The sequence below is a fragment of the Siphonobacter sp. SORGH_AS_0500 genome, from assembly GCF_002838835.1.
Taxonomy (GTDB): Bacteria; Bacteroidota; Bacteroidia; order Cytophagales; family Spirosomataceae; genus Siphonobacter.
Window position 1 is genome coordinate 93682 of record NZ_NHPP01000007.1, and the last position, 25401, is coordinate 119082.

25 protein-coding genes are annotated in these 25401 nt (G+C 45.5%); 9 read left to right on the plus strand and 16 right to left on the minus strand.

The annotated features are described in order from the left end of the window. Positions 1 to 41: 41 nt before the first annotated feature. Positions 42 to 1076 (minus strand): type IX secretion system membrane protein PorP/SprF, encoded by a 1035-nt coding sequence (locus BWI96_RS09775; protein ID WP_106636468.1) that lies wholly within the window; start codon positions 1074 to 1076, stop codon positions 42 to 44. 370 nt (positions 1077 to 1446) lie between these two features. Here BWI96_RS09775 and BWI96_RS09780 point away from each other — a divergent pair, with 370 nt between their 5' ends. From BWI96_RS09780 to BWI96_RS09790, 3 genes are all read left to right on the plus strand, one after another. Beyond that, the gene (locus BWI96_RS09780; protein ID WP_106636469.1) at positions 1447 to 3321 is read left to right on the plus strand and encodes a hypothetical protein; all 1875 of its coding nucleotides are present in this window, start codon (positions 1447 to 1449) and stop codon (positions 3319 to 3321) included. After that, positions 3234 to 4343: a T9SS type B sorting domain-containing protein gene (locus BWI96_RS09785; RefSeq protein ID WP_369804131.1), complete on the plus strand. Its 1110-nt coding sequence runs from the start codon at positions 3234 to 3236 to the stop codon at positions 4341 to 4343. The genes BWI96_RS09780 and BWI96_RS09785 overlap by 88 nt, the downstream gene beginning before the upstream one ends. Before the next feature lie 67 nt (positions 4344 to 4410). Then, the gene (locus BWI96_RS09790; RefSeq protein WP_106636652.1) at positions 4411 to 5229 is read left to right on the plus strand and encodes a family 16 glycosylhydrolase; all 819 of its coding nucleotides are present in this window, start codon (positions 4411 to 4413) and stop codon (positions 5227 to 5229) included. A 123-nt stretch (positions 5230 to 5352) separates the two neighbouring features. Here the strand turns inward: BWI96_RS09790 and BWI96_RS09795 are convergent, their stop codons facing one another. The 9 genes from BWI96_RS09795 to BWI96_RS09840 all read right to left on the minus strand — a co-directional run bounded on the left by BWI96_RS09795 (position 5353) and on the right by BWI96_RS09840 (position 16852). Next, complete coding sequence (locus BWI96_RS09795) at positions 5353 to 6381, minus strand: YrzE family protein (RefSeq protein ID WP_106636471.1); 1029 nt, start codon at positions 6379 to 6381, stop codon at positions 5353 to 5355. Positions 6382 to 7074: 693 nt separating this feature from the next. Then, complete coding sequence (locus BWI96_RS09800) at positions 7075 to 9201, minus strand: alpha-glucuronidase family glycosyl hydrolase (protein ID WP_106636653.1); 2127 nt, start codon at positions 9199 to 9201, stop codon at positions 7075 to 7077. 404 nt (positions 9202 to 9605) lie between these two features. After that, positions 9606 to 10379 carry a prohibitin family protein gene (locus BWI96_RS09805; RefSeq protein WP_157830293.1) on the minus strand — a complete coding sequence of 258 codons (774 nt, stop codon included), beginning with the start codon at positions 10377 to 10379 and terminating at the stop codon, positions 9606 to 9608. Positions 10380 to 10825: 446 nt separating this feature from the next. Beyond that, entirely contained in the window at positions 10826 to 11041 is a 216-nt protein-coding gene (locus BWI96_RS22335) for a pentapeptide repeat-containing protein (protein WP_232793668.1), read from the minus strand. Next, complete coding sequence (locus BWI96_RS22340) at positions 11038 to 11361, minus strand: pentapeptide repeat-containing protein (RefSeq protein WP_232793669.1); 324 nt, start codon at positions 11359 to 11361, stop codon at positions 11038 to 11040. The genes BWI96_RS22335 and BWI96_RS22340 overlap by 4 nt, the downstream gene beginning before the upstream one ends. 95 nt (positions 11362 to 11456) lie before the next feature. Further along, on the minus strand, positions 11457 to 12449 hold the full coding sequence (locus tag BWI96_RS09820; protein WP_106636474.1) for a ribonucleoside-diphosphate reductase small subunit: 993 nt from the start codon (positions 12447 to 12449) through the stop codon (positions 11457 to 11459). Between the two features lie 287 nt (positions 12450 to 12736). Beyond that, on the minus strand, positions 12737 to 13858 hold the full coding sequence (gene nagA / locus BWI96_RS09825; protein ID WP_106636475.1) for an N-acetylglucosamine-6-phosphate deacetylase: 1122 nt from the start codon (positions 13856 to 13858) through the stop codon (positions 12737 to 12739). 505 nt (positions 13859 to 14363) lie between these two features. Further along, on the minus strand, positions 14364 to 16118 hold the full coding sequence (locus BWI96_RS09835; protein WP_232793670.1) for a discoidin domain-containing protein: 1755 nt from the start codon (positions 16116 to 16118) through the stop codon (positions 14364 to 14366). Between the two features lie 50 nt (positions 16119 to 16168). Next, positions 16169 to 16852: a ComF family protein gene (locus BWI96_RS09840; protein WP_106636478.1), complete on the minus strand. Its 684-nt coding sequence runs from the start codon at positions 16850 to 16852 to the stop codon at positions 16169 to 16171. 131 nt (positions 16853 to 16983) lie between these two features. Between BWI96_RS09840 and BWI96_RS09845 the strand changes: the two genes are divergently transcribed. From BWI96_RS09845 to BWI96_RS09855, 3 genes are read left to right on the plus strand one after another with little or no spacing between them, the layout of a single operon-like run. After that, positions 16984 to 17337 (plus strand): carboxymuconolactone decarboxylase family protein, encoded by a 354-nt coding sequence (locus tag BWI96_RS09845; RefSeq protein ID WP_106636479.1) that lies wholly within the window; start codon positions 16984 to 16986, stop codon positions 17335 to 17337. Then, positions 17337 to 17675 (plus strand): hypothetical protein, encoded by a 339-nt coding sequence (locus tag BWI96_RS09850; protein WP_106636480.1) that lies wholly within the window; start codon positions 17337 to 17339, stop codon positions 17673 to 17675. Before BWI96_RS09845 ends, BWI96_RS09850 begins: the two co-directional genes overlap by 1 nt. Before the next feature lie 56 nt (positions 17676 to 17731). Beyond that, positions 17732 to 18493, plus strand: coding sequence for an exodeoxyribonuclease III (locus BWI96_RS09855; protein ID WP_106636481.1), 762 nt, complete (start codon positions 17732 to 17734; stop codon positions 18491 to 18493). On the opposite strand, the gene BWI96_RS09860 is transcribed toward BWI96_RS09855, so the two are convergent. Further along, a complete protein-coding gene (locus BWI96_RS09860; protein WP_106636482.1) occupies positions 18490 to 18825 on the minus strand; it encodes a DUF2085 domain-containing protein in 336 nt (111 codons plus the stop codon). The genes BWI96_RS09855 and BWI96_RS09860 overlap by 4 nt on opposite strands. A gap of 145 nt (positions 18826 to 18970) precedes the next feature. Between BWI96_RS09860 and BWI96_RS09865 the strand changes: the two genes are divergently transcribed. Beyond that, positions 18971 to 20518 carry a glycerol-3-phosphate dehydrogenase/oxidase gene (locus BWI96_RS09865; protein WP_106636483.1) on the plus strand — a complete coding sequence of 516 codons (1548 nt, stop codon included), beginning with the start codon at positions 18971 to 18973 and terminating at the stop codon, positions 20516 to 20518. A 55-nt stretch (positions 20519 to 20573) separates the two neighbouring features. Here BWI96_RS09865 and BWI96_RS09870 read toward each other — a convergent pair whose 3' ends face one another. Then, a complete protein-coding gene (locus BWI96_RS09870) occupies positions 20574 to 20795 on the minus strand; it encodes a DUF2795 domain-containing protein (protein WP_093200032.1) in 222 nt (73 codons plus the stop codon). Positions 20796 to 20986: 191 nt separating this feature from the next. On the opposite strand from BWI96_RS09870, the gene BWI96_RS09875 reads away from it, so the two are divergent. Both BWI96_RS09875 and BWI96_RS09880 read left to right on the plus strand, forming a co-directional pair. Then, positions 20987 to 21769 (plus strand): copper homeostasis protein CutC, encoded by a 783-nt coding sequence (locus BWI96_RS09875; RefSeq protein WP_106636654.1) that lies wholly within the window; start codon positions 20987 to 20989, stop codon positions 21767 to 21769. Between the two features lie 173 nt (positions 21770 to 21942). Further along, positions 21943 to 22710, plus strand: a complete 768-nt coding sequence (locus BWI96_RS09880) for a geranylgeranylglyceryl/heptaprenylglyceryl phosphate synthase (protein ID WP_106636484.1) — start codon at positions 21943 to 21945, stop codon at positions 22708 to 22710. A 63-nt stretch (positions 22711 to 22773) separates the two neighbouring features. Here the strand turns inward: BWI96_RS09880 and BWI96_RS09885 are convergent, their stop codons facing one another. The 4 genes from BWI96_RS09885 to BWI96_RS09900 form a co-directional block, all read right to left on the minus strand. Then, positions 22774 to 23373 carry a NifU family protein gene (locus BWI96_RS09885; protein WP_198555211.1) on the minus strand — a complete coding sequence of 200 codons (600 nt, stop codon included), beginning with the start codon at positions 23371 to 23373 and terminating at the stop codon, positions 22774 to 22776. Positions 23374 to 23683: 310 nt separating this feature from the next. Next, on the minus strand, positions 23684 to 23950 hold the full coding sequence (rpmA, locus tag BWI96_RS09890; RefSeq protein WP_106636486.1) for a 50S ribosomal protein L27: 267 nt from the start codon (positions 23948 to 23950) through the stop codon (positions 23684 to 23686). A gap of 84 nt (positions 23951 to 24034) precedes the next feature. Further along, positions 24035 to 24346 (minus strand): 50S ribosomal protein L21, encoded by a 312-nt coding sequence (gene rplU / locus BWI96_RS09895; RefSeq protein WP_106636487.1) that lies wholly within the window; start codon positions 24344 to 24346, stop codon positions 24035 to 24037. 178 nt (positions 24347 to 24524) lie between these two features. Then, positions 24525 to 25400, minus strand: coding sequence for a prephenate dehydrogenase (locus BWI96_RS09900; RefSeq protein WP_255400684.1), 876 nt, complete (start codon positions 25398 to 25400; stop codon positions 24525 to 24527). Position 25401: the final 1 nt, after the last annotated feature.

Here is a 25401-nt window from a genome sequence, read left to right on the forward strand (position 1 = left end):
GGGGGGGAACATGGGTAGCCCCGGGTGCAACCCGGGGAAAACTAAAACTTCGGACAGGCCAGTTCTTTTTTACGTTTTCGTGGAAAGGGCTTTGGATCAAACAACGCCTCGAGTGTGTAAGAAATAGATAGCTCATGAGCCCCGCCTGAGGCCATACTCAGCGTTGAAATAGTAGCGTCGTAGCTGTAACCGATGGAGAAATTATCCTGTCGATATCCCACCAGAAAAACCAAAGCATCGTGGTTATTCAGTCCCCGATCGTACTGTTTAATGGGAATGCCGCGGTACCAGATGCCCAGCGTCAGCGGGTCGTAAGTCATGTAAAGTCCTACATCCAACTGATCAAATTTTCCCTGTTTTTTATAAAGAATAGCCGGTGAAAGACTTCGTTCACGCCCCATATCGGCCCCGAGGCCATTCCCTAACTCCCAGCCCATCAAAGGAATTTTGAAACCTCCTTGCAGACTAATTTTCATGGGTAATCGCTCGGGATTGGCCGAGAAAGATTGATCCGGACGGTTGAGGTGATGCACTGAAATGCCCCCCCAGAATCGGTCAGAATAGGCTAACAAACCACCCGAAAAATCAAGGTAATTGATGCGTGGACCCGCATCAACGACGGGGTCGTTATAAATGGGCGTGACATTTCCGGGGCTGGTTACGTCGTAGTTAAAAACCAGATCATAATAATTCACACTCCGATTCACGTAAGAAGCCTGAATCCCTGCCCTTAGTCGAACCTCCTCGCTCAGGCGGGCCTGATAGGAATACTGCAAACCCACGTCCAGCGTGCGAAGGTTGCTGAACTGAGCGTCGTTCATGACCATAAAACCCAGACCCGAATTAATTTTATCGATGTACGTGTCAACGCTGGCAATGGTTGTGACGTAATTAGCATTAAGAGCAGGCCATTGGTTGCGGTAGTTAAGCGTAGCTCTGGTAGCCAGAGCCGAGCCCGCAAAGGCCGGATTCAAATAAAGCGGAGCGGCATAAAACTGCGAAAGCTGCGGATCCTGAGCCCGAAGGTCAAGGCCCATGCACAACAAGGCAGCGAAAAGAAATAAATGTTTTAGCATGGCAGACAACCAGAAATCGGATGCATTGGATTAACGATTCATTCAACAACTCCGATCAATCATGACATTCTTGTGAACGCATTTTTTAGAAATATATTCGTTCCGCCGGGGTTTTTGCAAAAGTTCAGCAAGTTGCACAAACCTTCACAAAATTTGTAGCCCAAGTTTCCGTTAATTTTCAGGAAATTGCTCCTTCTTAATTCACGAACGTTCGAACTACCCATGTTTAAACGGTGTCTTAGCGAGGGATTACCGCCAGTAACAGTGAATAACTCAGCGTAGTAGTCTGGTGTTTGCCTCTGAATCCAATCCAGCCCAGAGACTTCCCCCGACCTACGTCGTCTAAAACGTATAAAAAGCTTCATCGGGTATGATTCGAAAGATATATTTTACATTACTTTTCTGGATGGCCTGTTGGGGAATTGCCGAAGCCCAGACCATTAAGGTAACCGGGCGAAAATGCGAGCCTGAGCAGGGTTGTAATGGCGACTCTACCCGGTTTGAGCTTACTGGCGTTACGGCTTCTAGCTGGAACTGGACGTTTCAAGATCCCAATTCTCCCGATCCTCAGGCCAATAGGTCAATGAAAGCAAAACCGGCTCACCTGTACCTGCAACCGGGTTCGTACAATGTTAAGGTTACTGGAAATTTAAGGGCAGGCGGTACTTATTCTAAAGACACTACCATCCGAATTTCGGCTTTACCACCTGCTTTCGAGTTTTTTCAGGGAAAAGAAGATACGACCATTTGTAAGGATAACCCACTGGTTCTGGACCCTTATGATTCCAAATCTTTTCAGGGAACCCCTCCTGCGGAAGGGACAGTTAAGTATCTATGGTACCCAACGGGTGATACTACCCGAACCATTACGGTAACGGAAAAAGGATGTTACTCAGTCGAAGTAATGAATGCCGATAGTTGCACCGTAACGGATCGTATTAATGTCAAAATATGCGGCGAGTCGGATCAGCAGGCCTCGAAATGGTACTTCGGATCTAACGCGGGTATTAACTTTGAAGGAGGACAGCCTTCGGCTATAACGGATGGAAAAATCAATACGCCGGAGGGGACCTCTTCTATTTCCAATCGAAAAGGTGATTTACTTTTTTATACGGACGGAATAACGATTTATGACGCTGAGGGTAACCCCATGCCCTCCCGTGACCCTTCGGATACTACTAGTTTGAACGGGAGTCGAGGTTCTACGCAGGCCGCTCTGATTGTTCCTCAGCCGAGTTGTCGAGGATGTGAAACCATTTATTATGTGTTTACCACCCGCGATGTAAACGACTCCATTCGATGTCTGGAATACACCCGGGTAGATATGCGGGGAAATGGCGGGAAAGGAATTATTCTCGATAAAAATAACCAGACGGGTGAATGTAATGTCAGCGAGCGGTTAACCTCGATTCAAAACCCGGCTGATTCATCGTACTGGGTATTAAGTCACGAAAACGGAACCAGTAAATTTATTCTCAAACGTCTGACCAAGAGCGGGCTGGAAGATGCGAATTCTCCTTCGATTGGGCTTCCCCATACCACTAAATACCAGGGGGAAGGCCAGATTAAATTTGCTACTTCAGGCGGGAAAATGGGCGTAGTAATTCCCGGCCCCGCCCGGAATTACGTCGAGATTTATAACTTCAATGATTCTACCGGAGCCATTACTCCTCCACCCATTACGCTCGATTTAGGGCCGGCTCCGCCCTCTGCCTATGGGTTGGAATTCTCCCCGGATGGCGAAAAAGTTTATGTTAGTTTGCGAGGGAATGACAGCACAGAATCTGTTTTGTACCAATATGACCTCACCGGAGCTGACTCAACCACCATTGCTTCTACCCGCATTGAGGTAGCTCGTTCTGAGAAAGAGTTTGGAGCCTTGCAATACGCTCCCGATGGCAAGATTTACATGGCTATCAAAGACAGCGAATACCTCGGAGTCATTACCCCTTCCAGCGGCGATTCAACGGAAGTAGATTTTCAACTGGATGGTTTTTATCTGGCCGGAAAACGGAGTCAACTAGGTTTACCCAACTTCGTTCAGAGTATTATTGAGCCTCCGTCGGGGCCGGGCATTAGTGCCGAAGATGTCTGCTTTGGAGAACCCGTGGAATTAACCACAGGGGCCATCTGTGATCCATTGAAGGATAAATATGAGTGGGATTTGGGGATGGTTCGGCCAAGGGAACCAAGCAGTCCGAGACGCACTTATACGCGGCTCCGGGAACGTATACGGTTACGTTAAGGCAGTATAATGATTGTAAGGATACAACGATGACTCAGCAGGTCAAGGTCAACCCACAGCCCATTGCAAACCTTGGTCAGGATCTGAATGTATGTTCACGGACGGTAACGCTGGATAGCAAAAACCCCTACCCGAATAGCAAATATTTGTGGTTCAGAAATGGTCGGCAATTAGCTGTCGATAGTACGGCTTCCAAAATTCAGATCGATTCATCAGGACGTTATGTAGTGGGGGTATTGATTGGCGATTGTTATTCGCTGGATACGATTAACGTCATCCTCGAACGACCGCCGTTATATAGCTTAGGCCCCGATAAAAAGCTGTGTACGAATGATACCCTTCAACTGGATGCCCTGCCAGGAGGAGCATCGTATCTATGGAATACGGGTCAGAATACGCAGGTGATAGACGTAACGCAGGCTGGTAATTATTCTGTAGTGGTAATGATTCCCCGAACAAATGGCATTACCTGCGAAGTTACCGATACCGTACGCGTGGATTTATTACCGCTTCCAAACGTCACCGTTCAGCCGGAGGCTTCCCTTTGTCAGCCTAATAATCAGTCGATTATGCTGAGTGCGGGGAACAACATGAATTACCAGTATCGATGGCTACCGGGGAATGAATTCACACGAACCATTACGGTCAACCGAGTCGGCGTTTATACCGTTGAAATCAGCACTAACGACGGGTGCACGGAAGCTCATGCGATCAAAGTAATAGATTTGTGTGAACCCCAAATCTTCGTCCCGGATGCCTTCTCGCCCAATGGTGACGGTCAGAACGATCAGTTACAGGTCATTACCAATCATATTTCCGATCAGGATTACGAATTCCGGGTGTATGACCGTTGGGGTGAACTGATTTTCCGCACCACCAATCGTAACGAAATGTGGGACGGCACCTACAAAGGCCGGACATTCCCGCCACAGACGTATGCCTGGACCGTTCAGTATCGAAGCACGTATTTCCCGGAACGCGGCGTCGAAACGAAGCGAGGGGCGGTATTAATTGCCAAATAAGTATTTTCAAGGCTGCTGGTCTTCAGACGGGCAGCTTTATCTTTACTATCCTGTTAACCTCAATTCTATGATTCGCCCCTTTTTGTTACTTGGCAGCGTTATTACGTGCCTCTCCTTTCACCCTCCCCAAAAATATAAACTCGTCTGGGCTGATGAATTCAATACCAATGGTGAGCCCAATCCGAAAAACTGGACTTTCGAAAAAGGGTTTGTCCGCAATGGAGAATTGCAATGGTATCAGTCAGAAAATGCTCGCTGTGAAAATGGTTTCTTAATCATAGAAGCCCGAAAAGAATCCCGGCCTAATCCGCTTTATGAGGAAGGAAGTATGGACTGGCGGAAGAGTCGTAAAACAATTGATTATACCTCTTCAAGTTTGTTAACCAGAGATTTACACGCGTGGCAATACGGTCGTTTTGAAATGCGTGCGAAGCTCGACGTTCAGCCCGGCATGTGGCCCGCTTTCTGGACGCTGGGCATAAAGGGCCAGTGGCCTTCCAACGGTGAAATTGACATCATGGAGTACTACCAGAACACGATTTTGGCTAATACTGCCTGGGGCACTGACCAGGCATATAAAGCAAAATGGAATACCGTAAAAACACCCTTGTCGACGTTTAATGACCCCGAATGGGCCGATAAATTTCACGTCTGGCGAATGGATTGGGACGAAAAAGAGATTCGTTTATACGTGGATGATCAGTTACTAAACACCACGGAATTAAGTAAGACGTTGAATGCTGACGGCTCTAATCCCTTCCACCAACCGCATTATGTGTTAGTTAACCTCGCTCTGGGTGGCGATAACGGTGGCGATCCAAGTGCCAGCAAATTCCCCGCCCGTTACGAAATTGATTACGTGCGGGTATATCAGAGAGGAAAATAATCAATAAGTTAGAAGGCCGGATAGGTTGCAAAGCAATCTCTATCTGGCCTTCTAACTTATTGATTACTAAAAGCCTGTGATTATCCAAACGAATTTGGTCAGGAAAATCAGGCATGTAAAAAACTACTGCACGGGTACATCATAAGCGTTCAGGTTAGCCTTAGAGGTAGTGCCCAGTTTAGCTCCATACCCAGCGGCAACAATACCAACCAGTAATCCGAAGAAGCCCATGATGGCTCCTTTGGAAGCGGCTGAAGCAGCCTTATCAGCAGCCTCGCGGGCTTTTTCTGCGGTCTCACGTTTCGTTTGCTCAAATTTAGCCGCGGCCTGTTTGTAGGTGTTAATCCAGTTATCCACAATCTGCTCAGATTCTGCCCGGCTTTTGTTCGTGCGTTTCATAACGACGTTAACGGCATCTTCGCGATCTACCTGATTAACCGTAGCCTGACCCTGACGGAACAGACGATCAAATAAACCATTAGCAATATCGTCGGTAGCTTGCGGATTTTCAGCTGCCTGACCAGCAGAGGCTTTAAGATCTTTACCAGCCTGATCTGCTTTACGATCCAGCGTATTAGGATTCAGAGCTGGATTTCCGGTCTGACGTAAAAGGGTATTTACTTCGCTACGCAGATCTTTGAGGTCCAGATCGTTGATATTAATTCCATTTTCAGCTAGGGTTCCTTTGACTGCTTCTCCCAATTGAGGACCTGCTGCGGAGGCTACCGAACCAGCAGCTGAACCGGCCGTGCGAACAATGCCCCCTACGAGCCGACTAGCTCCTCCAATCAGGCTACCAACCGTAGTGGTCAGAAAATAGATGGTCAGGAGCGTCATCAGACTCCAGGTTAGCACACCGTGAATAATACCGTCAAACAAGCGGGGAGTACTTGCCAGCCGACCTGCCACCCATCCTCCGGCCAGTAAGGAAAGCAGGCTGCTGATGATATACCAGATTGCCGTTCCGATGCCCAGTCCGGCGGTAGGATTCTGTTCTTCCACGGGATCAATCGTAGAAAGGCCGATCCCTAACCCTAGTAGACTTAATAACAATTGAGAGACTACTGCAATCAAAACCCCAGCAAATACAGCACTCCAGGAAATCCGTTTAACGGGTGCTAATGACTTGGCGTATACAATTTCACGTTCCATAAAAGTTGAATAGTTTAAGTTTTATTTTACTCAATCAGAGTGAGTAGGTGCTTAAACTAAAATTTCATACCAATTATTTATTAACGTTATATTTTGCTTAGCAAAAGCCCCTTTATGTGTGATTTGTTACCTAACCTTTGCAAGAGACGTTTGGGTAGTAGAACTTCCCGAACGCTTTTTAGAAGTTTGGAAATACGAGCTAATGAAAAATTGGAATGCTCTTAAAACCTGGTTTACTGCTCTATCCTTATCATTGGTAATAGGTAGCTGTTCAAACCCGTCTCCTGAAAAAAGACCAGATGATTTTAGCTTTTAATTTCCTCAGATTTTAGTGAGTATAACTCAGATAGTCAGCTATTGCAGGGGGCATTGAAAGATACAGTGTAACCCTTTCTACGGCTGAATTAGATCGATTATATAAGGCGTTTCAAAACATAGAGTTTACAGATTTCCCTAAACACTTTATTGATTTCCCTTTTCTTGAAACGCTCCCCTGATCAAGGATGGCTATTGAATATTCAGCCAATCATGAGAGCAATAGGTCTGAATACAGCAATTGCTTTGCCCCTACACTTCAGTAGAGGCAGGAAAAGCGATTCCATGAGATAAGTACTTTTATTAGTGATGTGATTTACTATAAATCAGAAGTGAGTAAGACGATCGAATTCATTGGACCAATTATAGTAGAATAACTTACCGAATCTGATATACATCCACCAGTTGTTTTACCTCTTCCAAGGTCCGGGTAGGTTTTTCCAAACCTTCGGGAATAGGTCGTTTGGAGAGGGTCTGGAAGTATAATACGCAAGCATCCCGCCACCAAAGGGCTTCGCGGTGTTGAATGCTGAGTTTCCCTTTTACATTCTCAAAAATCTCAGGATCAATCTGATTTTTAACGCCCTCCCATTGTTGTTGCATCCGGGTTACTCCGGCTACACCTGCGTAATAGCGGTGGCAAAGTTCATCCCAAAGAATTCTTCCCGAAGGCATGGGATGCGTCCAGGGTACATGATGAAACCAGAGTAAATATTCAGGTGGGCAGGAAGCGGCATCCCATTGTTTCTGCACTTCAGGAGCATACAAATGCAGGGCTTTACTGCCCGATTCAGTACGATCAAAGCCAATACCATTTTCATCGGCTTTGTGGTAATACACTGAAGTCCAGTCGGGCCGGACGTTTTTAGCAAGCCAGGGGTTGGGCCCATAATGCAGGTTATTACCCATGATGTGATGCAAGCCCAGCGGCGTCATGTAATTCACCAGCGTTTCGCGGGAATTGACTAGCATGTTCTGAATAGTCGCAACCGCTTTGGTATCATTCGTAAGCGTCATACGAATCCATTCTTCGGCGATTTTTTCCGAGGAAAGCGTATAATCCCAAGCCAGACGACCAAAGGCATACCAGTTAGCCTGCCCCATCGGATGGCCCGTCCAGTTACGATCAGACCCTGTATTAGCGACGCCCGCCATGCCCGTTTTCTGATAACCATGTACCGAGCCATCAATAACTTTAGCAACTGTAGAACCCTTACCCTTCGCGTAGGTATCCGAATCCAGACATTCCTTGAACAGAGGAGCCATATAAGCTAGATGGGTAGCAAAACCCAGGTATTCCTGAGTAAGCTGAAATTCCATCATCAGAGGGGTTTGGGGCATGGCCCCGAAAAGCGGATGAAAGGGCTCGCGGGGCTGAAAATCAATTGGTCCATTTTTGACCTGAACCAGTACGTTTGAATCAAATTTTCCGTCCAGCGGCTTAAATTCTTCATAACCTGCCTTGAACCGATCCCCGTTGGGATCAGCTTTATAGACAAACGAACGCCACATGACAATTCCTTGAGGATAAGGAGCTAAAGCTTCAGATAACATCCGGGCACCGTCGGCGTGGGTACGGTCATAATCCTGTGGGCCGGGCTCACCTTCGGAGTTCGCCTTTACCAGATACCCACCGAAATCAGGAATCAGGGTATAAATTTCTTTCGTTTTTTCGGCCCACCAACGCTTCACTTCCGGGTCGAGTGGATTAGAGGTTTTAAGTCCACCAAGCGTTTTCGGAGCTGCAAAAAACACGGATAGGTACACCTTAATACCATACGGACGAAAAACGTCGGCCAGAGCAGCTACCTTTTTGAGGTATTCCGGCGTAAGAAAGCGGGCACTGGCATTCACATTATTCAGAACGGTTCCGTTAATACCAATCGAAGCATTCGCCCGGGCGTAATCGTGGTAACGCGGGTCGATCACGTCGGGTAAGTCAAACCAGTGCCAGAGTGTAGACCCGGCATACCCCCGCTCAATAGTGCCGTTGTTATTATCCCAATGGTTTAAAAGTCGATACTGAACTTTCGGACTGCTGGTAACATTCAATTTTTCTAACGGCTGTAACGTCTGAATTTCCCGTAACAAAGCAAAGGTTCCATAGAGTAACCCCATTTCTGTTTTAGCCGAAATGATAAGGTTTTTCGAGGATTGCGAAAGGTGATAACCCTCCGCATTGACAAGCTCAGCGGGATTGATCTTCAGGAGAATACTTCCCACATTAGCAGTCTTTTGAATGGTCAGGGTTTTTCCGGTTAACCCCTTAATGGCGGTTTGTAATTCTTTCGCCGCCACTTTCATCGTCGGCGAATCACTGGGAATGGTAATACTTTGAAGATGGTTGAGAATAGGTTGAACCTTACTCAAACGATCATATTTTAACCATAAGCGATAGCCATCATCTGCTCGTGCGTGGGTGACAAAAAGTAGAAGCGTAACGAATAAAGCCTGCGAGAATCTTTGAAAAGCAATAGACTTATGAAAACGAAAGAAAAATGCCATGATCAGTCTTTGATTGGATAATACAAAAGAATGATTTTTTTGGCTTTTATAACGACTGTTCGACTTATTATTCATCGTAAATCCAATCAGGAAGAGATGAACTAGAGAATGACCAACGCTCAACTAGTGATGACAGCTACGAGCAGGGTTCAGATTGGAATAATCCATTGAACGCTGCTGCCAGTGTGGCCCGGCCAGCTTTTCGCTGGCAGCATAATCTTTGGGCTTGGACAATTAAAAGGCAGAATAGAAATGGCTTGCTGCCAGCGAAAAAGCTGGCAGCGGAAGGGAAAACCTATTAGCCAGCAACTACAATCTCTTATACTAAATACCGTTGTAAACAAAAAACTACCAACCAATAACTATCAACCGCAGCGGCGGCCGCTAACAACCAGATACAAGACCTATTGAACATTTTTGAAAAAGGTAGGCGAGTTCCCGTATAAGGGCGTCTTGCCGTCCCATTTTTCAATAAACTGCTGCTGAATCAATAGAGGAGATAAAGTACGTTGACGCAATTCATTGGCTTTGGCATCTGCCTCGGCTTCTACGATCTTCTTCCGAGCCTGAGCTTCGGCTACGCGTAACTCGTTTTCCACCTGCATCGCCTGCTGAACAGCTTCGTTTTTAGCATTAATTGCTCTAACTATACTCTCGGGGTAACCCAAGCCACTGGTCAATTGCTCCAGTAAAAAACCGTCGGCTTTAAAGGAAGAATCGAGCGTATGTTGTACGTCATTTTCGAATTGTTGACGGTTGGAAATTAGCTCATCCGTCGTGTATTTATTCATCTGAATACGGAAGGCATCTTTCACATAATTAAGTAAAGTTGTCTTCGTAATTTCAGGAATATCTTTTCGATACTTGGTAAAAATATGCGGACTTTTTCCGGCCTGAACGCGGAAAGAAATCGTAGGATCTACGGTAAAAACACTACCATCTTTTGCGTTAACGGTAAATGCTTCGTAATCCGCCGTTTGCATGTACAAAGGTGATTGATACACATCCTCTGTGAAAGGATTATACCAAACTCGGCCTGTTACTAATACCACATCTTGTACCCCTTTGTCGGACCCATATTGTTTGACCCGAATCCCTTCATGTCCGGCATCAATGCGGGTGCAGGAGTATAGGAATAAACTAAAAAGAGCGGCAATGATTAAGGTAAATTTTTTCACGATTTTAAAAAGGCTAAGGTGAATTTAAAAAGTAAATAATTGATAAGTAATAAACCACTGAATCCAATAATTCCGAGCAAAACGAAAGCGTTGGACGCTTTAGAAAGCCATTCAAAAATCCAGGTAATGGCGTATAGGTCTAACGCGATGAGAAGGGGTGCTAAGATAAGTAAATAGGTTTTCCTGTCCATGTGGATGTTGCCTCTATCAACTTGGTTTATAGAAGTTTAGACAAATATACATCGGGACTAAAAGAGCAGAGGAACTATTGTGATGAATGTAAAAAGAAAGAATCTGTTCGGTAAATAGATGGGATGAGATAGAAGAGTATACTAAAAATGAAATAGTTATTGCATATATAATAAATGTTGATGCCCTCAAGTAGAAAAACAGGACATCAGAGTAAAAAACTTAACCAATTTTTAGATCGTATTTACGCAGCAATCCTACCAGACCTTCCGTAGAAAATCTAGCTTTTTAATCAAATTATTTTCGGGATCAATGGTATAATTATAAGCGGTTAAAAAGTTAACCTGATCCAGTTTGGTTTGTGAAAAAACGGCGTTTTCCAGATCACAATGCTGGAAGTTACTACCCGTTAATACGCACGATGAAAAATCTACACTTTTCAATGAACAATCATCAAAGAGTGTCTTTATCATTTTTTAGTAGTAAAAAGGCTAAAGTCTAACTTACACTTTTTAAAACTTACGCTAAAAAATCCATTTTCGCAGGTGTTGAAGTGCACCCCAATTAACTTACAATCATTGAAGGTAACGTTGTTTAGTACGGAACGGTTAAGCGGTAACATAGCCATGTTACAACTTACAAAGGTACAATCCGTAAAGCGATTGGATGAAAAGTTACTCTCAGAAAAATTGCATTGCTTAAAAACACAATTTTCGAACTCTTTATGGCGAATTTGCTGCCCCGAGTAACTCACTTTATCAAAAATCTCGTCCTGATAAAAATCTAAGTCCATTTTCAAAAAAAAATTTTGAAGCTTCGCTTCATAGTGATCCCATAAAAAACCCGCAGCTCATTGCCGCGGGTTTTAGTATAGAGCAGGAGGGTGTCCTAGAAATCTTCGTCTAACGCAAATTTGTTAGCATCTTTTTCCTGCTGGTTAGCCATAACGCCGGCTTTCTGATATTCACCCACGCGTTTTTCAAAGAAGTTGGTTTTGCCTTGTAGCGAAATCATTTCCATGAAATCAAATGGGTTCGTAGCGTTGAACTGTTTCTCCAAACCAAGAGACACTAAGAGACGGTCAGCAACGAATTCGATGTATTGACTCATCAGAACGGCATTCATACCGATCAGAGAAACGGGCAGAGCGTCCGTTACGAATTCTTTTTCGATGGCAACGGCATCCAGAATGATCTGATACACTCGCTCTTTCGGTAGTTTGTTTATGATGTGGCTGGTGTAAAGCATACACGCAAAATCACAGTGCAATCCTTCATCTCGGGAAATCAGCTCGTTTGAAAACGACAGACCGGGCATCAGACCCCGTTTTTTCAGCCAGAAGATCGAGCAGAACGAACCAGAGAAGAAAATACCTTCTACGGCCGCAAAAGCGATCAGACGTTCGGCGAAGTTGTCGCTATCGATCCAACGCAGAGCCCATTCGGCTTTTTTCTGCACACATTCAATCGTATCAATTGCCCGCAACATCCGGTCTTTTTCAACGGGATTTTTGATATACGTGTCAATCAGAAGAGAATAGGTTTCTGAGTGAATATTTTCCATCATTACCTGAAAACCGTAGAAGCATTTGGCTTCGGCGTATTGCACTTCACTAAGGAAGTTCACGGCCAGGTTTTCGTTCACGATACCATCTGAAGCGGCGAAGAATGCCAGTACGTGCGAGATAAAGTGGCGTTCGCCATCGTTGAGATTTTCCCAGTCTTTCAGATCCTGGCCCAGGTCAATCTCCTCGGCTGTCCAGAAAGAGGCTTCGTGCTTTTTGTACATTTCCCAGATGTCGTGATGCTTGATGGGAAAGAGAACAAATCGCATCGGATCTTCTATCAATAGCGGTTCATTTCCAATGTGCTCCTGAGCCATAACGGATTATAATTTTTTGGTTATGATTTAAAGTGGGACTCCGTGCCTGCTGCCCCAAAGAAGGGGTAACTAGCTGAAAACCAAATTCGAATATAGGGCAATAAAAACGGCCCGACCGGGGCCGTTTTCTTTTACTCTCTTTAATTTTGAGAGGGTACTTCAACAAAATTAAGCGTTTCGACGGGTGATACAAGGAATTTTTTGAAAGAAGAAAACGGGCTTTTAGGGAACCTTTTTATAACATCCGTCAGGCGTGGCATTTAAGCCAAAATAACCTTTGATAAATTTTAAATGCGAGTGAACTTTCCCTCCGTATGGTAGCCCTTCATTTGAAAATTTTGATCAAAGAGGATGAAACTGGCCTCGTAACCTGCCCCGAGTCGGCCCAGCGTATGATCTTTTCCAATGATTTGAGCGGGGTAAAGCGAGGCCATTCGCAAAGCTTCCTCCAGTGGAATGCCAACCTCATTAACGCAATTCTTCACCGCTTCAATAAGCGTCAGCGAAGAGCCGGATAAAGTACCGTTTTCATCTTCAAAACGTCTGCGTTCTGGATTGATCGTGAATCTGTATTCGCCACGGGTGTCTTCAGTGACGGCATCGGTAATGAGGAAGAGCCGATCTCCCATCATTTTCTTGGCAATTCGAACGCTGGCAAAGTCTACATGAATACCGTCGGCGATGATACTGGCCCGAACCGACGAATCCAGCGTAGCTCCCAGTAGTCCCGGCTCGCGGCTGTTGAAAGGCGACATGGCATTAAATAAATGAGTAACTAGTCCAATGCCCCGATCAAAGGCCTGGATGGCTTCAGTATACGTCGCGTTTGAATGCCCGGCGGAGAGAAGAATGGGACTGGACAGCAACCATTCCAGCACTTCAGGGTCGGCTTCTTCGGGAGCAAGAGTCAGGTAAAGGGGTAAATCATCCGCAGCTTCAACTAATGCTGTCAGCTCAGCGATAGTCGCTTTTCGGATGTAGGAAAGCAAATGTGCTCCTTTCTTGACGGGATTAAAGTAAGGCCCTTCCAGATGCAGCCCTACCAGTCCGGCTCCACCCTGCTGTCGATAACTCCGACAAGCCTGAATAGCGGCCAGCATTCCGCTTAATGGCCCCGTATGGTAAGTAATCTGAAAATGGGTAGTACCGCCCTTGAGGTGTTCTTCGTAGGTTTTCTGGATGGTTTCTGGTGTAGGCTCGGTGGTAAACAAAGCCCCCTTCCCTCCATAAACTTGAAGTTCAATCAAGCCCGGAGCAATGATGCTATCGGAGCAATCGATTACTTCTGCTCCTTCGGGAGCATTCTCCTGAATACCTATGATGGTTTTACCATCGGTCAGCAGGTATTGATGGTCGATAAATTCTAAACCCGTAAAGATGCGGGCATTTTTAAAAGCAAAGAGGCTCATAACGTATGACGTTGAGCCTCAAAGAAAACTATTGTTGATGACTTATGAGTCAGTATTAGAAAATAATAGAAACTAGCCAGGTTATGAAAGTAACCCACAGTAATGCTCCCATAGGTAAAGCAACAAACCAAACCAGGGTATTTAACCGATCGTATTTGACGGGTTTTTTAGCTTTGGCAATCTTCTTAGTTGTTCTGGCAACCTGAGTAGAATCAAAGTTAATGTAGCTGACAGGAGCGGATATCATAATTAACGTTTTTTGAGGTGAGTTAAACTCAAACTTGATAGAACAAGATTAACACCATTTCTGAACAAGGTACCTTGCCATTCGATAGATGGTATGTTTTTCCCGGTAAACATCAAAATAGCCAGACGAATGGGTTTGTTTTGACTATTCGCTGATTTAATAGTAAATAAACGAGTTTTTTTTGATAATTAATATAGTTTTTGGTGTTTGATAATTGATAATAAATCTATAAATATGACAAAATAAAGGGAAAAGTTCTTATTTGATTGATAGTATTGTACTAAGAGTAGATACGCCAGTTTCATTAAAAGCCTCAATAGCGAAAAAATAATTTACATCTACGTTCAATGCCCTTAATTCCAGGTAGGATGGCTGATCTGACCAGACTTGATAGGTTTGGTAAAGTTTATCAGGAGCAATGCCCCAGCGAATGTTATAGCCTACGGCACCGGGCACTTTTTCCCAGCGGATATCCGCATTTCGCTGATCTTTCTGTCGAACCACTTTCAACCTGGTAGGGGTATTAGGCACTTTTCCGGGCGTATTCCCGAAGATCCGAACATCGCTAATCGCCAGATGTGGACCAGCCGTATAGATATGTTCGTACCGGATGTAACGCGTACGTACAGGCTTTGAAAACGCTACATACGCACAGGCCCGATCTCGCCTGGGTTCGCTGGATAAGTCCGTGACTACTTCCCAGCGTTTCCCGTCTTTCGAATGCAGAATTTTAAACTGTGTATAAACCGTGGAATCGCTATTATATACATTGTTTTCATAATCGGTATAATTGACTTGAACGGCTTTTACTTCGCTTTCATGCTGAAGGTCGGCCGTCAGCCATTCACCCGGTTGGTTATGCTGGGCAACCCAGAAGGTTCGTGGATTTTCATCGGTAACTAAACTGGCTCTGAGCGTGTCTTTTGTGGAAGAAGCGGTAACCGGTTTCTGATAAGACAACAGCATCCAGCCCGTAAAAAGCTCGTCTTTACTTTGCCATTTTTTTGTAGGCAGGTAATGCGGAAAATCGCCAAAGCGGGTGTTCGCATACATCTGATCGTCCTGGTCAAAGCCAGCGGGGAACATCGCCAGACGTCGTTCCATGCCCCAGTTTACGCCAATCCAGGGTGTGCCTGTATTCCAGTAATTACCGTAAATATCCTGAAACGTATTCCCATGTCCGGCTCCGTTCATAAAGCCGCCTGGTTTGTAGGAAATAGGGTTATAAGGAGCATATTCCCAGGGGCCAAGCGGGTCTTTGCCCACGTAAGTGCCGGTGGCGTACACGTTATATTCGGTGCCTGGAGCTCCGTATTGCAGGTAATATTTTTTGTTATGCTTGGTCATCCACGCTCCTTCCACGAAAGGTTTCATCAGGTCGGCGTGATTCGGGCCGAAGCGTTCCCAACCGTGTTTCCAAGGGTCGAGCCAGAACATGGACTGGTAAGGACCCGCATAGGTGAGGCGTCGTTTATGGTCCAGCTCTGCTCCGAAAATGGGATAGACGTTGGAAGAGCCCCAGTACATAAACCAGCGGTCGGTATCGTCATCGTGAAAAATAGCTGGGTCCCAGGGACCAATGTCTTTGGGTAATCGCGGTAACCAGCGATTGTAGAACTGCAATTTGCCCTTTTCCGGCTCTACCGAATAAAGAATGGGTCGTTGTTCAAACGTAGACTGAAAAAGAAAAAGCGTATCGTTTACCGAAAGGGCCGCCGGAGCACACATATCCTCGAAGGGCCATTTGTCAGGAGTAATAAACTTCCAGTTGGAAAGGTCTTTGGAATGCCAGTAACCCCCGGAAATCGTTACAAAAAGGTAATACTCCCCCTTGTGATTGACAATAACCGGATCGGCCCCAGAACGGTAGGAAATCTTTTCATTCATCTGCTCAAAATTATACCGATACCCAATGTCCATGGGGTTACAGTAGGTTAATTGGGCAAATGAGGTAATACTGCTGATGAGCAGTAAAGTAATGACGAGGCAAGCGTTCAGGAATCTCGTTTTCATAGCATTCATGGCTGGTTTGCTTAGCGTAAAAGGAGTACAAAATTGGGATTTTAGAGGGCTGTTGCAAGCGTCCAGATGTGAAGTTCTTTACAACCGTGTTCAAGCAATACCTCCGCACAGGTTTCGAGGGTTGATCCCGTAGTAATAACGTCATCAATCAGGGCAATTCGTTGATTTTCAATGCCGTTTTTTTCAATAACCTGAAAGGCATTCGCTACATTCTGAAAACGCTCCATTCGACTTTTGTTGGTTTGGCTGGTCGTCGCCTTTATTTTTTGTAGCACATCACTTCTCCACGGAATTCCCGTTACCTCTGAAATGCCTTTGGCGATGGAATCGCTTTGGTTGTACCCCCGTTGCCGCAGTCGACTTTCGTGTAGGGGCACGGGTAATAAAAGGTCGGCAGTAAGCCCGGCGGTTTTGATTTCCGAACCGAATAGCCCCCCCAGCCATTCGCCTACCTCAGGCTGGTTGTTATACTTCAGTTGATGAAGCAAATGCTGAACTTTTCCGCCCTTCTGAAACTTCAGGTAAGCGTGGGCACTGGTAATCTTTATCTTTCCGGCAAATTTTTCTTCGATGGTCGAGTGGCCCGTCAGGCAGCTTTGCGTGCGGGGTAAGTTATAGTGACAAGTAGTGCAAAGAAGGTATTCTCCTTCGGCAAGGGCCTGCTGGCAACTCAGACAAATACGCGGAAAAAGAAGGGCCCAGAAGGCCTCCCAGTAGCTTTTCATGGTTAGGGTAAGTTTTTGGCTAACTTCGCTGTGAAAACGGAAAGTGAGATTACCATTGACTAAGTAATCCGAACCGGAAAATAGATAAGGCTGTGTTTCAGCGTTTACTTCATACTAGCTATTAACAACAAATGTCACTCGTAGAACAATTCGACGAATACCGGGGCCGAATGAATGAACGCATTTTGGGCTCTGATAACCTGGTTATCAAACGTTTATTTAATCTTGACACGAATACGTATTCAGAAGGAGCCGTTTCCAGCAAAACCAAGGAAATGATCGGCCTGGCCTGTTCAATGGTGTTGCGTTGCGACGATTGCGTGAAATACCACCTGGGTAAATGCCACGAGCTGGGGGTTACGGAAGCCGAAATGCAGGAAGTTTTCTCCATAGCAACCGTCATTGGCGGCACCATCGTGATTCCTCACCTGCGGCGGGCGGTGGAGTATTGGGACGAATTGCAGGGTAGTAAAACCGAAGTCTAATGAAAGAAAAAGATCAGGAATGGGAAAGTTTGCTAGATCGGCTGGAAAGCATGATTGGGAAACGCCCCAACGATTTAAACGGTGTTCTGTTTCTCATCGGCGTGCAGGAACTGGGTAAAGGCCACCAGTTTTTTACCAAAGAACAGAAGCAAGACCTAATGCACATCGCCGTTTGTAAAGTATTGAGCTACAGTGGTTATTATGAACTTGAAGGACTCGATGCTGAAGGTTGGCCGCACTGGAAACTAGCTAAACCGCTGCCTTTCGTCGATTTATTAAGTCAGGAAGAATTGCTGAAACAGCATGTATTAGAATATTTCGAAAGAGAACAGATTTAATCATTAAAGCCCTGTCGTCGTTCGGGCGGCAGGGTTCCTTTCCCCTATTGTTTGCTATGAAACTGATTACCTACAACGTAAACGGCATTCGCTCGGCCATGACCAAAGGTTTTGCGGAATGGCTGGAAAGTACGAATGCCGATGTTGTTGCTCTACAAGAGGTAAAGTCGGATCAGAATCAGTTTGATAATACCATTTTCGAAAAGATGGGTTATCAACTGTATTGGCATCCGGCAGTGAAGAAAGGGTATTCGGGGGTCGCCTTATTAACGAAACACACGCCTAAACACGTAGCATACGGTTGTGGTAACGAAATTTACGACCACGAAGGGCGGATCTTACGGGCTGATTTCGAAGATTTTTCCTTCATCAGTTTATACCTGCCTTCGGGTTCGAGTGGCGAGTTACGTCAGGCTTTCAAGATGGAATTTCTGCATGATTTTCAGGACTATATCAATGAACTGAAAAAAGAAATCCCCAATCTGATTATTTCCGGCGATTACAACATCTGTCATCAGCCCATTGATATTCATAACCCCAAATCCAACGCGAACTCCTCGGGCTTTTTACCGGAAGAACGGGCCTGGATGGGTAGCTTCCTCGAAAGCGGATTTATCGATTCTTTCCGCCATTTTCATCCAGAACCGCATCAATACACCTGGTGGAGTTTCCGGGCCGGAGCACGGGGTAAAAACCTGGGCTGGCGAATTGATTATCATCTGGTTTCAGAGCCCTTACGTGACCGATTAAAAGATGCCGCGATCTGGTCGGAGGTGAAGCATTCAGATCATTGCCCGGTTATGCTGGAGATTGATTAATAACTCGTGGACGAAAAATACGATTGCAGGTATACCGTCGCCGAATACGCCAGAGCAAGGGTAAAACCGATGATTCCTATGCCGCCGAGTAACCCAGTGATGAACCGTAAAGGATTGGTGCTGGTTCGCCATTGCCAGGATTGGGTAAGGCTATCGACGATTAAAGGAATGAGTAACAGAATGGCTGCGTAAGATACCCAGGACCAGAAAAACAGAGCCAGCACTATACCTGACCCATAACCCAGGTACAAACCCGTGCAGCGGGCACAGATGGGAAATGGCTTTCCTTGCCAGAAAAAAGAGCGATCAGGACGACGGTGACAGGCAAACATACCGAAAGGGATGAGTTAAACGTTTAGCAATGAATTACGCATGAAATAGGCTTTTTCATCAAATTTTTCTGATAAAAACGTCGGTAAGTACTAAATTAATGCTGAAAAAGCTCTATATCGCTGAAGAATCTCATCCTTCTTTGCTATGAATCGTGCCGCTTTTTTAGAACAGCTTTCGGCAGAGCCTTTTGATGTGTGTATCATTGGCGGAGGGGCTACAGGAGCCGGTTGTGCTCTGGATGCCGCTTTGCGAGGGCTAAAGGTCTGCCTGATTGAAAAGGAGGATTTTGCCGCCCAAACATCATCGAAATCAACCAAGCTTATTCACGGCGGTGTTCGGTATCTGGAGCAGGCCGTGAAGCAATTGAGTCCCGATCAGTTTCGTATGGTGCGGAAAGCTCTGCACGAACGCCGGACATTACTTCAAAACGCTCCTCACCTCACGCGTCCGCTGGCTTTATTGACGCCTTGCCATAACTGGTGGGAAGGGTTGTATTATACCATTGGTTTGAAGATGTACGACTGGCTGGCGGGTGGCCGGAATATTCAGCCGAGCCGCTGGTTATCGAAATCGAAGGTAATAGAGTTAATTCCTCAGTTACAGACCCAGCATTTGCACAGTGCCGTTCTGTATTACGATGGACAGTTGGATGATGCTCGTTTTGCTCTGGCTTTGATTAAGTCGGCGGCTAAGGAAGGAGCAGTGGTAATAAATCATACGAAAGCTCTGGAGTTTGGGTATTCCAAGTCGGGGAAGCTTCGTAAACTGGAAGTGCAGGATACCTTAACGGGTAAAAATTATAGCTTGACTGCCAAGGTCTTTGTCAATGCCACCGGACCGTTTGCGGATCATATCCGTACGATGGCTTCTAGCAAAGCTCAACCCCGCATGCGGGTCAGTCGAGGTTCGCACATTGTATTGCAGAAAGAACATTTGCCGGGTAATACGGCCATTCTGGTCCCTAAAACGGATGATGGACGCGTACTGTTTCTTATTCCTTGGAAAGAGCAGGTATTAGTCGGAACTACCGATCTGGAAGATCAACTCAACGAGCGACCCCTGCCAACGGAAGCAGAAAAGCAGTATCTCATTGACTACGTAAATCGGTATTTACAGAAGCCGATTACGGAAGTAGAAGTAAAAGCAGGTTTTACCGGACAGCGACCGCTGATTGAAGCCACGTTTGCCAGAGAAACCAAATCGCTGGTACGGGATCACGAAGTAGAAATTGATGATAAAACGAAGTTAATCAGCATTCTGGGCGGAAAATGGACTACTTATCGACTCATGGCGAGTGATACCATTGATGCCGTTTGTGAGGTATTAAAAATCCGAAATCGGGATTGTGTAACGGAAAAATACCTCTTGTCGGGGGCTGAAAATTATACACCAGACTTATTTCTGAAACTTCAGGAAGAATATCAATTCACGGAAGAAATTGCCCGGCATCTGGCCCGAACTTACGGAACGGAAGCCCGGAACGTCGCTGATTTAACGCGTGAAAATTCCGCTTTGAAGGAGCTTTTAGTGGAGAATCACCCCTTTATTCGGGCTGAAGTCGTTTTTGCCCGGCAACAGGAAATGGCCTGCACGCCCGAAGATATTCTGTATCGTCGATTAGGACTGGGCCTGATGGATGAAAAAGCCTCCCAACAGACGTACGCACAGGTAGAAAAGCTATTACAAGCCTAATAAAAAAGGCCCGAATTAATTCGGGCCTGACCAAGAGCTTAATAATCAGCGAAGATCAATATTCGTCTTCGTTGAAGAAGAAGTCATCTTTTGTCGGATAATCCGGCCAGATTTCTTCAATGCTTTCGTAAGGTTGACCGTCGTCTTCAAGTTCCTGAAGGTTTTCAACTACTTCCAGGGGAGCACCCGTGCGGATAGCGTAGTCAATAAGTTCATCTTTAGTTGCAGGCCACGGAGCATCCTCCAAGTAGGAAGCAAGTTCAAGGGTCCAATACATGCGTTTTCCCTCCTAATGATATAATGGGTCCAGAAAAATGACTGCAAAAGTAAGTCTTTTTTGTTTTCGTAACTGACTTACCCCTATTTTTCGCCCGAATAAAATAAAAAACGTTCCAAAAAGTATCGTTCCTTTCTAAAAAAAAAGAGCGTTCTCTCCAAAAGAACTATAAATTATTGATTATGAGCGAAATGCATTCGTTTGAAAATAGTAAACTACGGAAGGTAGAAGTTTGTTCGTTCAGTTTAGAGTCTTGTCTTGCTGCAGAAAGGGCCGGTGCAGACCGAATTGAGTTATGTGCCTCGCCGTTTGAAGGAGGAACCACTCCCTCCATGGGATTGACTCTTAAAGTCTTACAGTCGGTGAGCTTAAAGGTTAATGCGATCTTACGGCCCCGAGGCGGTGATTTTTGTTACGATGATTTAGAATATGAAGTCATAAAATCGGATATCGAAGCCTTTAAAAAAGCGGGAGTTCATGGCCTGGTGCTGGGCATTCTGTTACCCGACGGTCAGGTGGATGTGACCCGCACGAAGGAACTAGTAGAGCTAGCGGCCCCGCTTCCCGTCACTTTTCACCGGGCGTTTGATTTTGTGAAGGACCCCGTTCAGGCTCTGGAAGACGTGATTGCTACGGGCTGTAAACTGATTTTAACCTCAGGCTGTCAGGATAAAGCTCCCGATGGGGCTGAATTGATCAGACAATTGGTAACGCAGGCGGCGGGCCGAATTGAAATCATGGCCGGAAGCGGCGTTAATGCCGCCAATGCTCAGGCCTTACTGGATACGGGAGTGGACGCCCTGCATTTATCAGGCAAGGTAAGCCGCGATAGCCGGATGATGTACCGCAAAGAAGGAATTGCCCTGGGAGGAGTGCCCTCCGTGCCGGAATATGACGTTTCTTATACCGATTGGGAACGGGTACAGGCGGTAGTAAAACAGGTTCATGCTCCTACTAACGAAGGTCGAAAGTAGGGCTACACACGAGCAATTTAAAAGCTTAAAGGCTATTTCCAGCCAAAGTTCGTACTTTTGAAAAAGCATCAGGCATAGACCCAGCCAGGTCTCTGAGCAATTATTCCATGGAACGTGTCGAGGCAATAGATTACCCTTCAACCGCGTTCGTGTTTAACTGAATACGCACTCTCATGATAAAACCGATTCTTAATCAGTTTATTACGTTTCGGGAACAAGGTCGAAAGGCATTTGCTGTATTGATTGATCCAGACGATGTACGGATGGATGAATTTCCTTCATTGCTGAAGCGTGCTCAGGAAGAGCAAGTTGATTTTTTCTTTCTGGGTGGTAGCCTGATTACGCAGTTTCAGATGGGTGAAATCATCGCTCTCATTCGGGAATACACGAAAATTCCAGTGGTATTGTTTCTGGGGAGTAACATGCACGTGCATCCCTCAGCCGATGCCGTTTTGTTTTTATCGTTAATTTCGGGTCGGAATCCTGAATATCTGATTGGGCAGCAGGTGGTAGCGGCTCCGATGCTGAAAAAATCAGGACTCGAAATTCTTCCCACAGGGTACCTGCTCATCGACGCGGGCCAGCAGACGACGGCGTCGTATATGTCGCACACTACGCCGATTCCTAATAATAAACCCGCAGTAGCAGCCTGTACGGCTATGGCCGGAGAAATGCTGGGTTTACGATTAACGTATATGGATGCCGGAAGTGGAGCTTTGAAAAGTATTACGCCCGAAATGATCGCCGCCGTTCGCCAGAGTGTAGAAACGCCTTTGATTATTGGCGGTGGCATTGACTCCGCTCAGAAGGCAAAAATTGCCCTGCAAGCCGGAGCCGACGTAGTCGTGGTAGGAAATGGAATCGAAAAAAATCCAGACTTACTACCCGAAATTGCAGCCACCGTTCGGGCTATGAATGAAAAACTAGCGGTTAATCTGTAAGTAATAAAAAGTAAAAGCCTGAGTCGTTCGGACTCAGGCTTTTACTTTTATATCAGAAAAGGCTTAAACGCCTTCCGCTTCTACTAATTTCACTTCAGGAACCATGCGGGTTAATAAAGTTTCAATACCTGCTTTCAGGGTCATGGTGGAAGAGGGGCAACCGCTGCATGAACCTTGTAATAATAACTTCACTAGCCCCGTTTCCTCCTGGAATGAAGAGAAGCTAATAGCTCCACCATCCATTTCAACGGCTGGTTTTACGTATTGATCCAGAACGGCTTTGATTTTGACAACGGTATCAGAATCCTGCTCACCATTAATAACGTCGTGTTGCGTTTCGGCGGCGGCACGGGTTAATACGGGCTTACCCGTATCCATGTATCGTTTAATGAGTTGCTTCGTTTCAAATAACACTTCTTCCCATTCGGTCTCTTCGTCTTTCGTTACGGTAACGAAGTTATAGGAAATAAATACCCGTTGAACCCAGTCATTGCCGAATAATTCAACGGCTAAAGGAGAGTTTTTTTCGGGAGAGATGGCTTCTTCAGGAGAAGCAAAATCGAAGGAAACGCCTTCAGGAACCAGTTCGAAGTTGATGACAAACTTCATGGAATTCGGGTTCGGCGTCGTTTCTGTATAGACAAGTACCTGTGGTCGGAGCATAACGCTGGGAATATCTGTAGTTATAGGTGTTTATCCAACACGAATTTACAGGTTTCGGTTTCAGGTTATCTGTTTTTAGTAATGAAAATCAAACGTAGAAACGCGACTTCATTGCGGCTACCGGGCTGAGGAACTGGTAGCATCATTCCCAATAGCACTCCCTTTCTAACCCAGATGCGATAAAGTCGCGTTTCTACCAATGATAACAAACGAAAAATCCCGTTTGAATCACATTCAAACGGGATTTTCAATGCTTGGTGTAATCGGGTTTTAGTAAACGGAAAACAGCTCACTAAAAACGGATAACCGACTAAGCTTCTGCTTCTACGGGAAGAACGCTAACGAAAGAACGTCCTTTCAGACCTTTCTTGAATTCTACAACACCGTCAGTTAAAGCGAAAAGTGTGTGGTCTTTACCGATACCTACGTTGCGGCCAGGATTGTGCTGAGTTCCGCGTTGACGAACTAATACGTTGCCAGCAATGGCTGCTTGTCCGCCGAAGATTTTTACGCCGAGACGTTTACTTTCCGATTCCCGGCCGTTTTTGGAGCTACCGACCCCTTTCTTGTGTGCCATGATCTTGTTTGGTTTTTAGTTAATAGTTTATAGCTGAGCTTATTGAAAAACGTTCCAACCTCCTCAACTCTTCGCTACAACCAATTACAATGAAATTTCTTCGATTAAGATTTTCGTCAGGTCTTGACGGTGGCCGTTTTGCTTCTGATACCCCTTGCGGCGTTTCTTACGGAAGACAATGACCTTCTCACCACGAACGTGGCTTAGGATCTTAGCTTTAACGCTAGCACCTGAAACGACAGGAGCACCAACGGTAATGGCACCATCATTGTCCACCAATAGAACCTTATCCAGCACAAGGGCAGCACCTTCCTCACCCGCTAAACGGTGCGTGTAGAGGTATTGGTTTTGTTCGACTTTAAATTGCTGACCTGCGATCTCGACAATTGCGTACATTTTAAATTATGTTTGGTCCTGAAAAATGGACTGCAAAGGTAGTGAAATCTTTTGACAATCAGCAAGTCGCGGGGAAAATTTGTTATTGGTTATTGGTTATTAGTTGTTTGAAATAATTCATAGATGTTCGTACATCCATTTGCTAACCACTAACAACCCCTACCTAACCACTCAAAATCTACTCCAGAATCCGCTGAATATCATTCGCGTCTTTTAGATAACCCTGAAAACGGTCGTAACTATCGGACAACATTAATCCCTTGAATTTCAATAAGTTATTGATGTATTCATCCAGTACATCCAGAATGTTCTCCCGGTTTTGACGGAAAATAGGAATCCAGGTTTCGGGTGAACTTTTCGCCAGACGAACCGTACTGGCAAAACCGGAACTGGCTAATTCAAAAATCCGGTTCGCTTCTTTTTCTTTTTCCAACGTGGTTAGGGCCAGAGCAAAGGAACAGATGTGTGAAATGTGTGAGATATAGGCGGTATGTACGTCATGGGATACGGAATCGAATTCCGTAATCTTCATGCCTATCGATTCATAAAGCTCTTTTACCGTTGCAACAGCATCCGAATCTGAGTCGGCAGCATCGCAAATCACATTGTATTTTCCGGTGAATAAGCCCCGAACGGCTGCTTCAGGCCCAGAATACTCCGTACCCGCCATCGGGTGCGTTGCCACAAACCGGCGACGGTTCGGATGATTCTTCACTGCTTCGACAATCGGACGTTTCGTCGATCCTACATCGATAACAATTTGTTTATCAATCCGGTCCAGTACGTATGGTAGTAGTGTGAGCAGCCCGTCAACGGGTACGGCCAGTATAATAAGGTCTGATTGATTAATGGCATCGTCGAGCAATGCCATTTTATCTACTAATTTCAGTTCAAGAGCCTTCACGACGTGCTCAACCTGCTTATCCACCCCAATGATGGTATCCGCAAAGCCTGATTCTTTGAGGGCCAGGGCCATCGAGCCGCCAATTAAGCCAATCCCAACAATTCCTACAGTCATGTTCGTAGTTTTCAGTTTATGGTTTTCCGTTGACAAT

Bases quoted from the DNA above. Each gene is read 5' to 3' on its own strand.
- BWI96_RS09775 (WP_106636468.1), bottom strand. From the start codon at position 1,076: ATGCTAAAACATTTATTTCTTTTCGCTGCCTTGTTGTGCATGGGCCTT.
- BWI96_RS09780 (WP_106636469.1), top strand. From the start codon at position 1,447: ATGATTCGAAAGATATATTTTACATTACTTTTCTGGATGGCCTGTTGG.
- BWI96_RS09790 (WP_106636652.1), top strand. From the start codon at position 4,411: ATGATTCGCCCCTTTTTGTTACTTGGCAGCGTTATTACGTGCCTCTCC.
- BWI96_RS09795 (WP_106636471.1), bottom strand. From the start codon at position 6,381: ATGGAACGTGAAATTGTATACGCCAAGTCATTAGCACCCGTTAAACGG.
- BWI96_RS09800 (WP_106636653.1), bottom strand. From the start codon at position 9,201: ATGGCATTTTTCTTTCGTTTTCATAAGTCTATTGCTTTTCAAAGATTC.
- BWI96_RS22335 (WP_232793668.1), bottom strand. From the start codon at position 11,041: ATGATAAAGACACTCTTTGATGATTGTTCATTGAAAAGTGTAGATTTT.
- BWI96_RS22340 (WP_232793669.1), bottom strand. From the start codon at position 11,361: ATGGACTTAGATTTTTATCAGGACGAGATTTTTGATAAAGTGAGTTAC.
- BWI96_RS09820 (WP_106636474.1), bottom strand. From the start codon at position 12,449: ATGGCTCAGGAGCACATTGGAAATGAACCGCTATTGATAGAAGATCCG.
- nagA (WP_106636475.1), bottom strand. From the start codon at position 13,858: ATGAGCCTCTTTGCTTTTAAAAATGCCCGCATCTTTACGGGTTTAGAA.
- BWI96_RS09835 (WP_232793670.1), bottom strand. From the start codon at position 16,118: ATGAAAACGAGATTCCTGAACGCTTGCCTCGTCATTACTTTACTGCTC.
- BWI96_RS09840 (WP_106636478.1), bottom strand. From the start codon at position 16,852: ATGAAAAGCTACTGGGAGGCCTTCTGGGCCCTTCTTTTTCCGCGTATT.
- BWI96_RS09845 (WP_106636479.1), top strand. From the start codon at position 16,984: ATGTCACTCGTAGAACAATTCGACGAATACCGGGGCCGAATGAATGAA.
- BWI96_RS09850 (WP_106636480.1), top strand. From the start codon at position 17,337: ATGAAAGAAAAAGATCAGGAATGGGAAAGTTTGCTAGATCGGCTGGAA.
- BWI96_RS09855 (WP_106636481.1), top strand. From the start codon at position 17,732: ATGAAACTGATTACCTACAACGTAAACGGCATTCGCTCGGCCATGACC.
- BWI96_RS09860 (WP_106636482.1), bottom strand. From the start codon at position 18,825: ATGTTTGCCTGTCACCGTCGTCCTGATCGCTCTTTTTTCTGGCAAGGA.
- BWI96_RS09865 (WP_106636483.1), top strand. From the start codon at position 18,971: ATGAATCGTGCCGCTTTTTTAGAACAGCTTTCGGCAGAGCCTTTTGAT.
- BWI96_RS09870 (WP_093200032.1), bottom strand. From the start codon at position 20,795: ATGTATTGGACCCTTGAACTTGCTTCCTACTTGGAGGATGCTCCGTGG.
- BWI96_RS09875 (WP_106636654.1), top strand. From the start codon at position 20,987: ATGCATTCGTTTGAAAATAGTAAACTACGGAAGGTAGAAGTTTGTTCG.
- BWI96_RS09880 (WP_106636484.1), top strand. From the start codon at position 21,943: ATGATAAAACCGATTCTTAATCAGTTTATTACGTTTCGGGAACAAGGT.
- BWI96_RS09885 (WP_198555211.1), bottom strand. From the start codon at position 23,373: ATGCTCCGACCACAGGTACTTGTCTATACAGAAACGACGCCGAACCCG.
- rpmA (WP_106636486.1), bottom strand. From the start codon at position 23,950: ATGGCACACAAGAAAGGGGTCGGTAGCTCCAAAAACGGCCGGGAATCG.
- rplU (WP_106636487.1), bottom strand. From the start codon at position 24,346: ATGTACGCAATTGTCGAGATCGCAGGTCAGCAATTTAAAGTCGAACAA.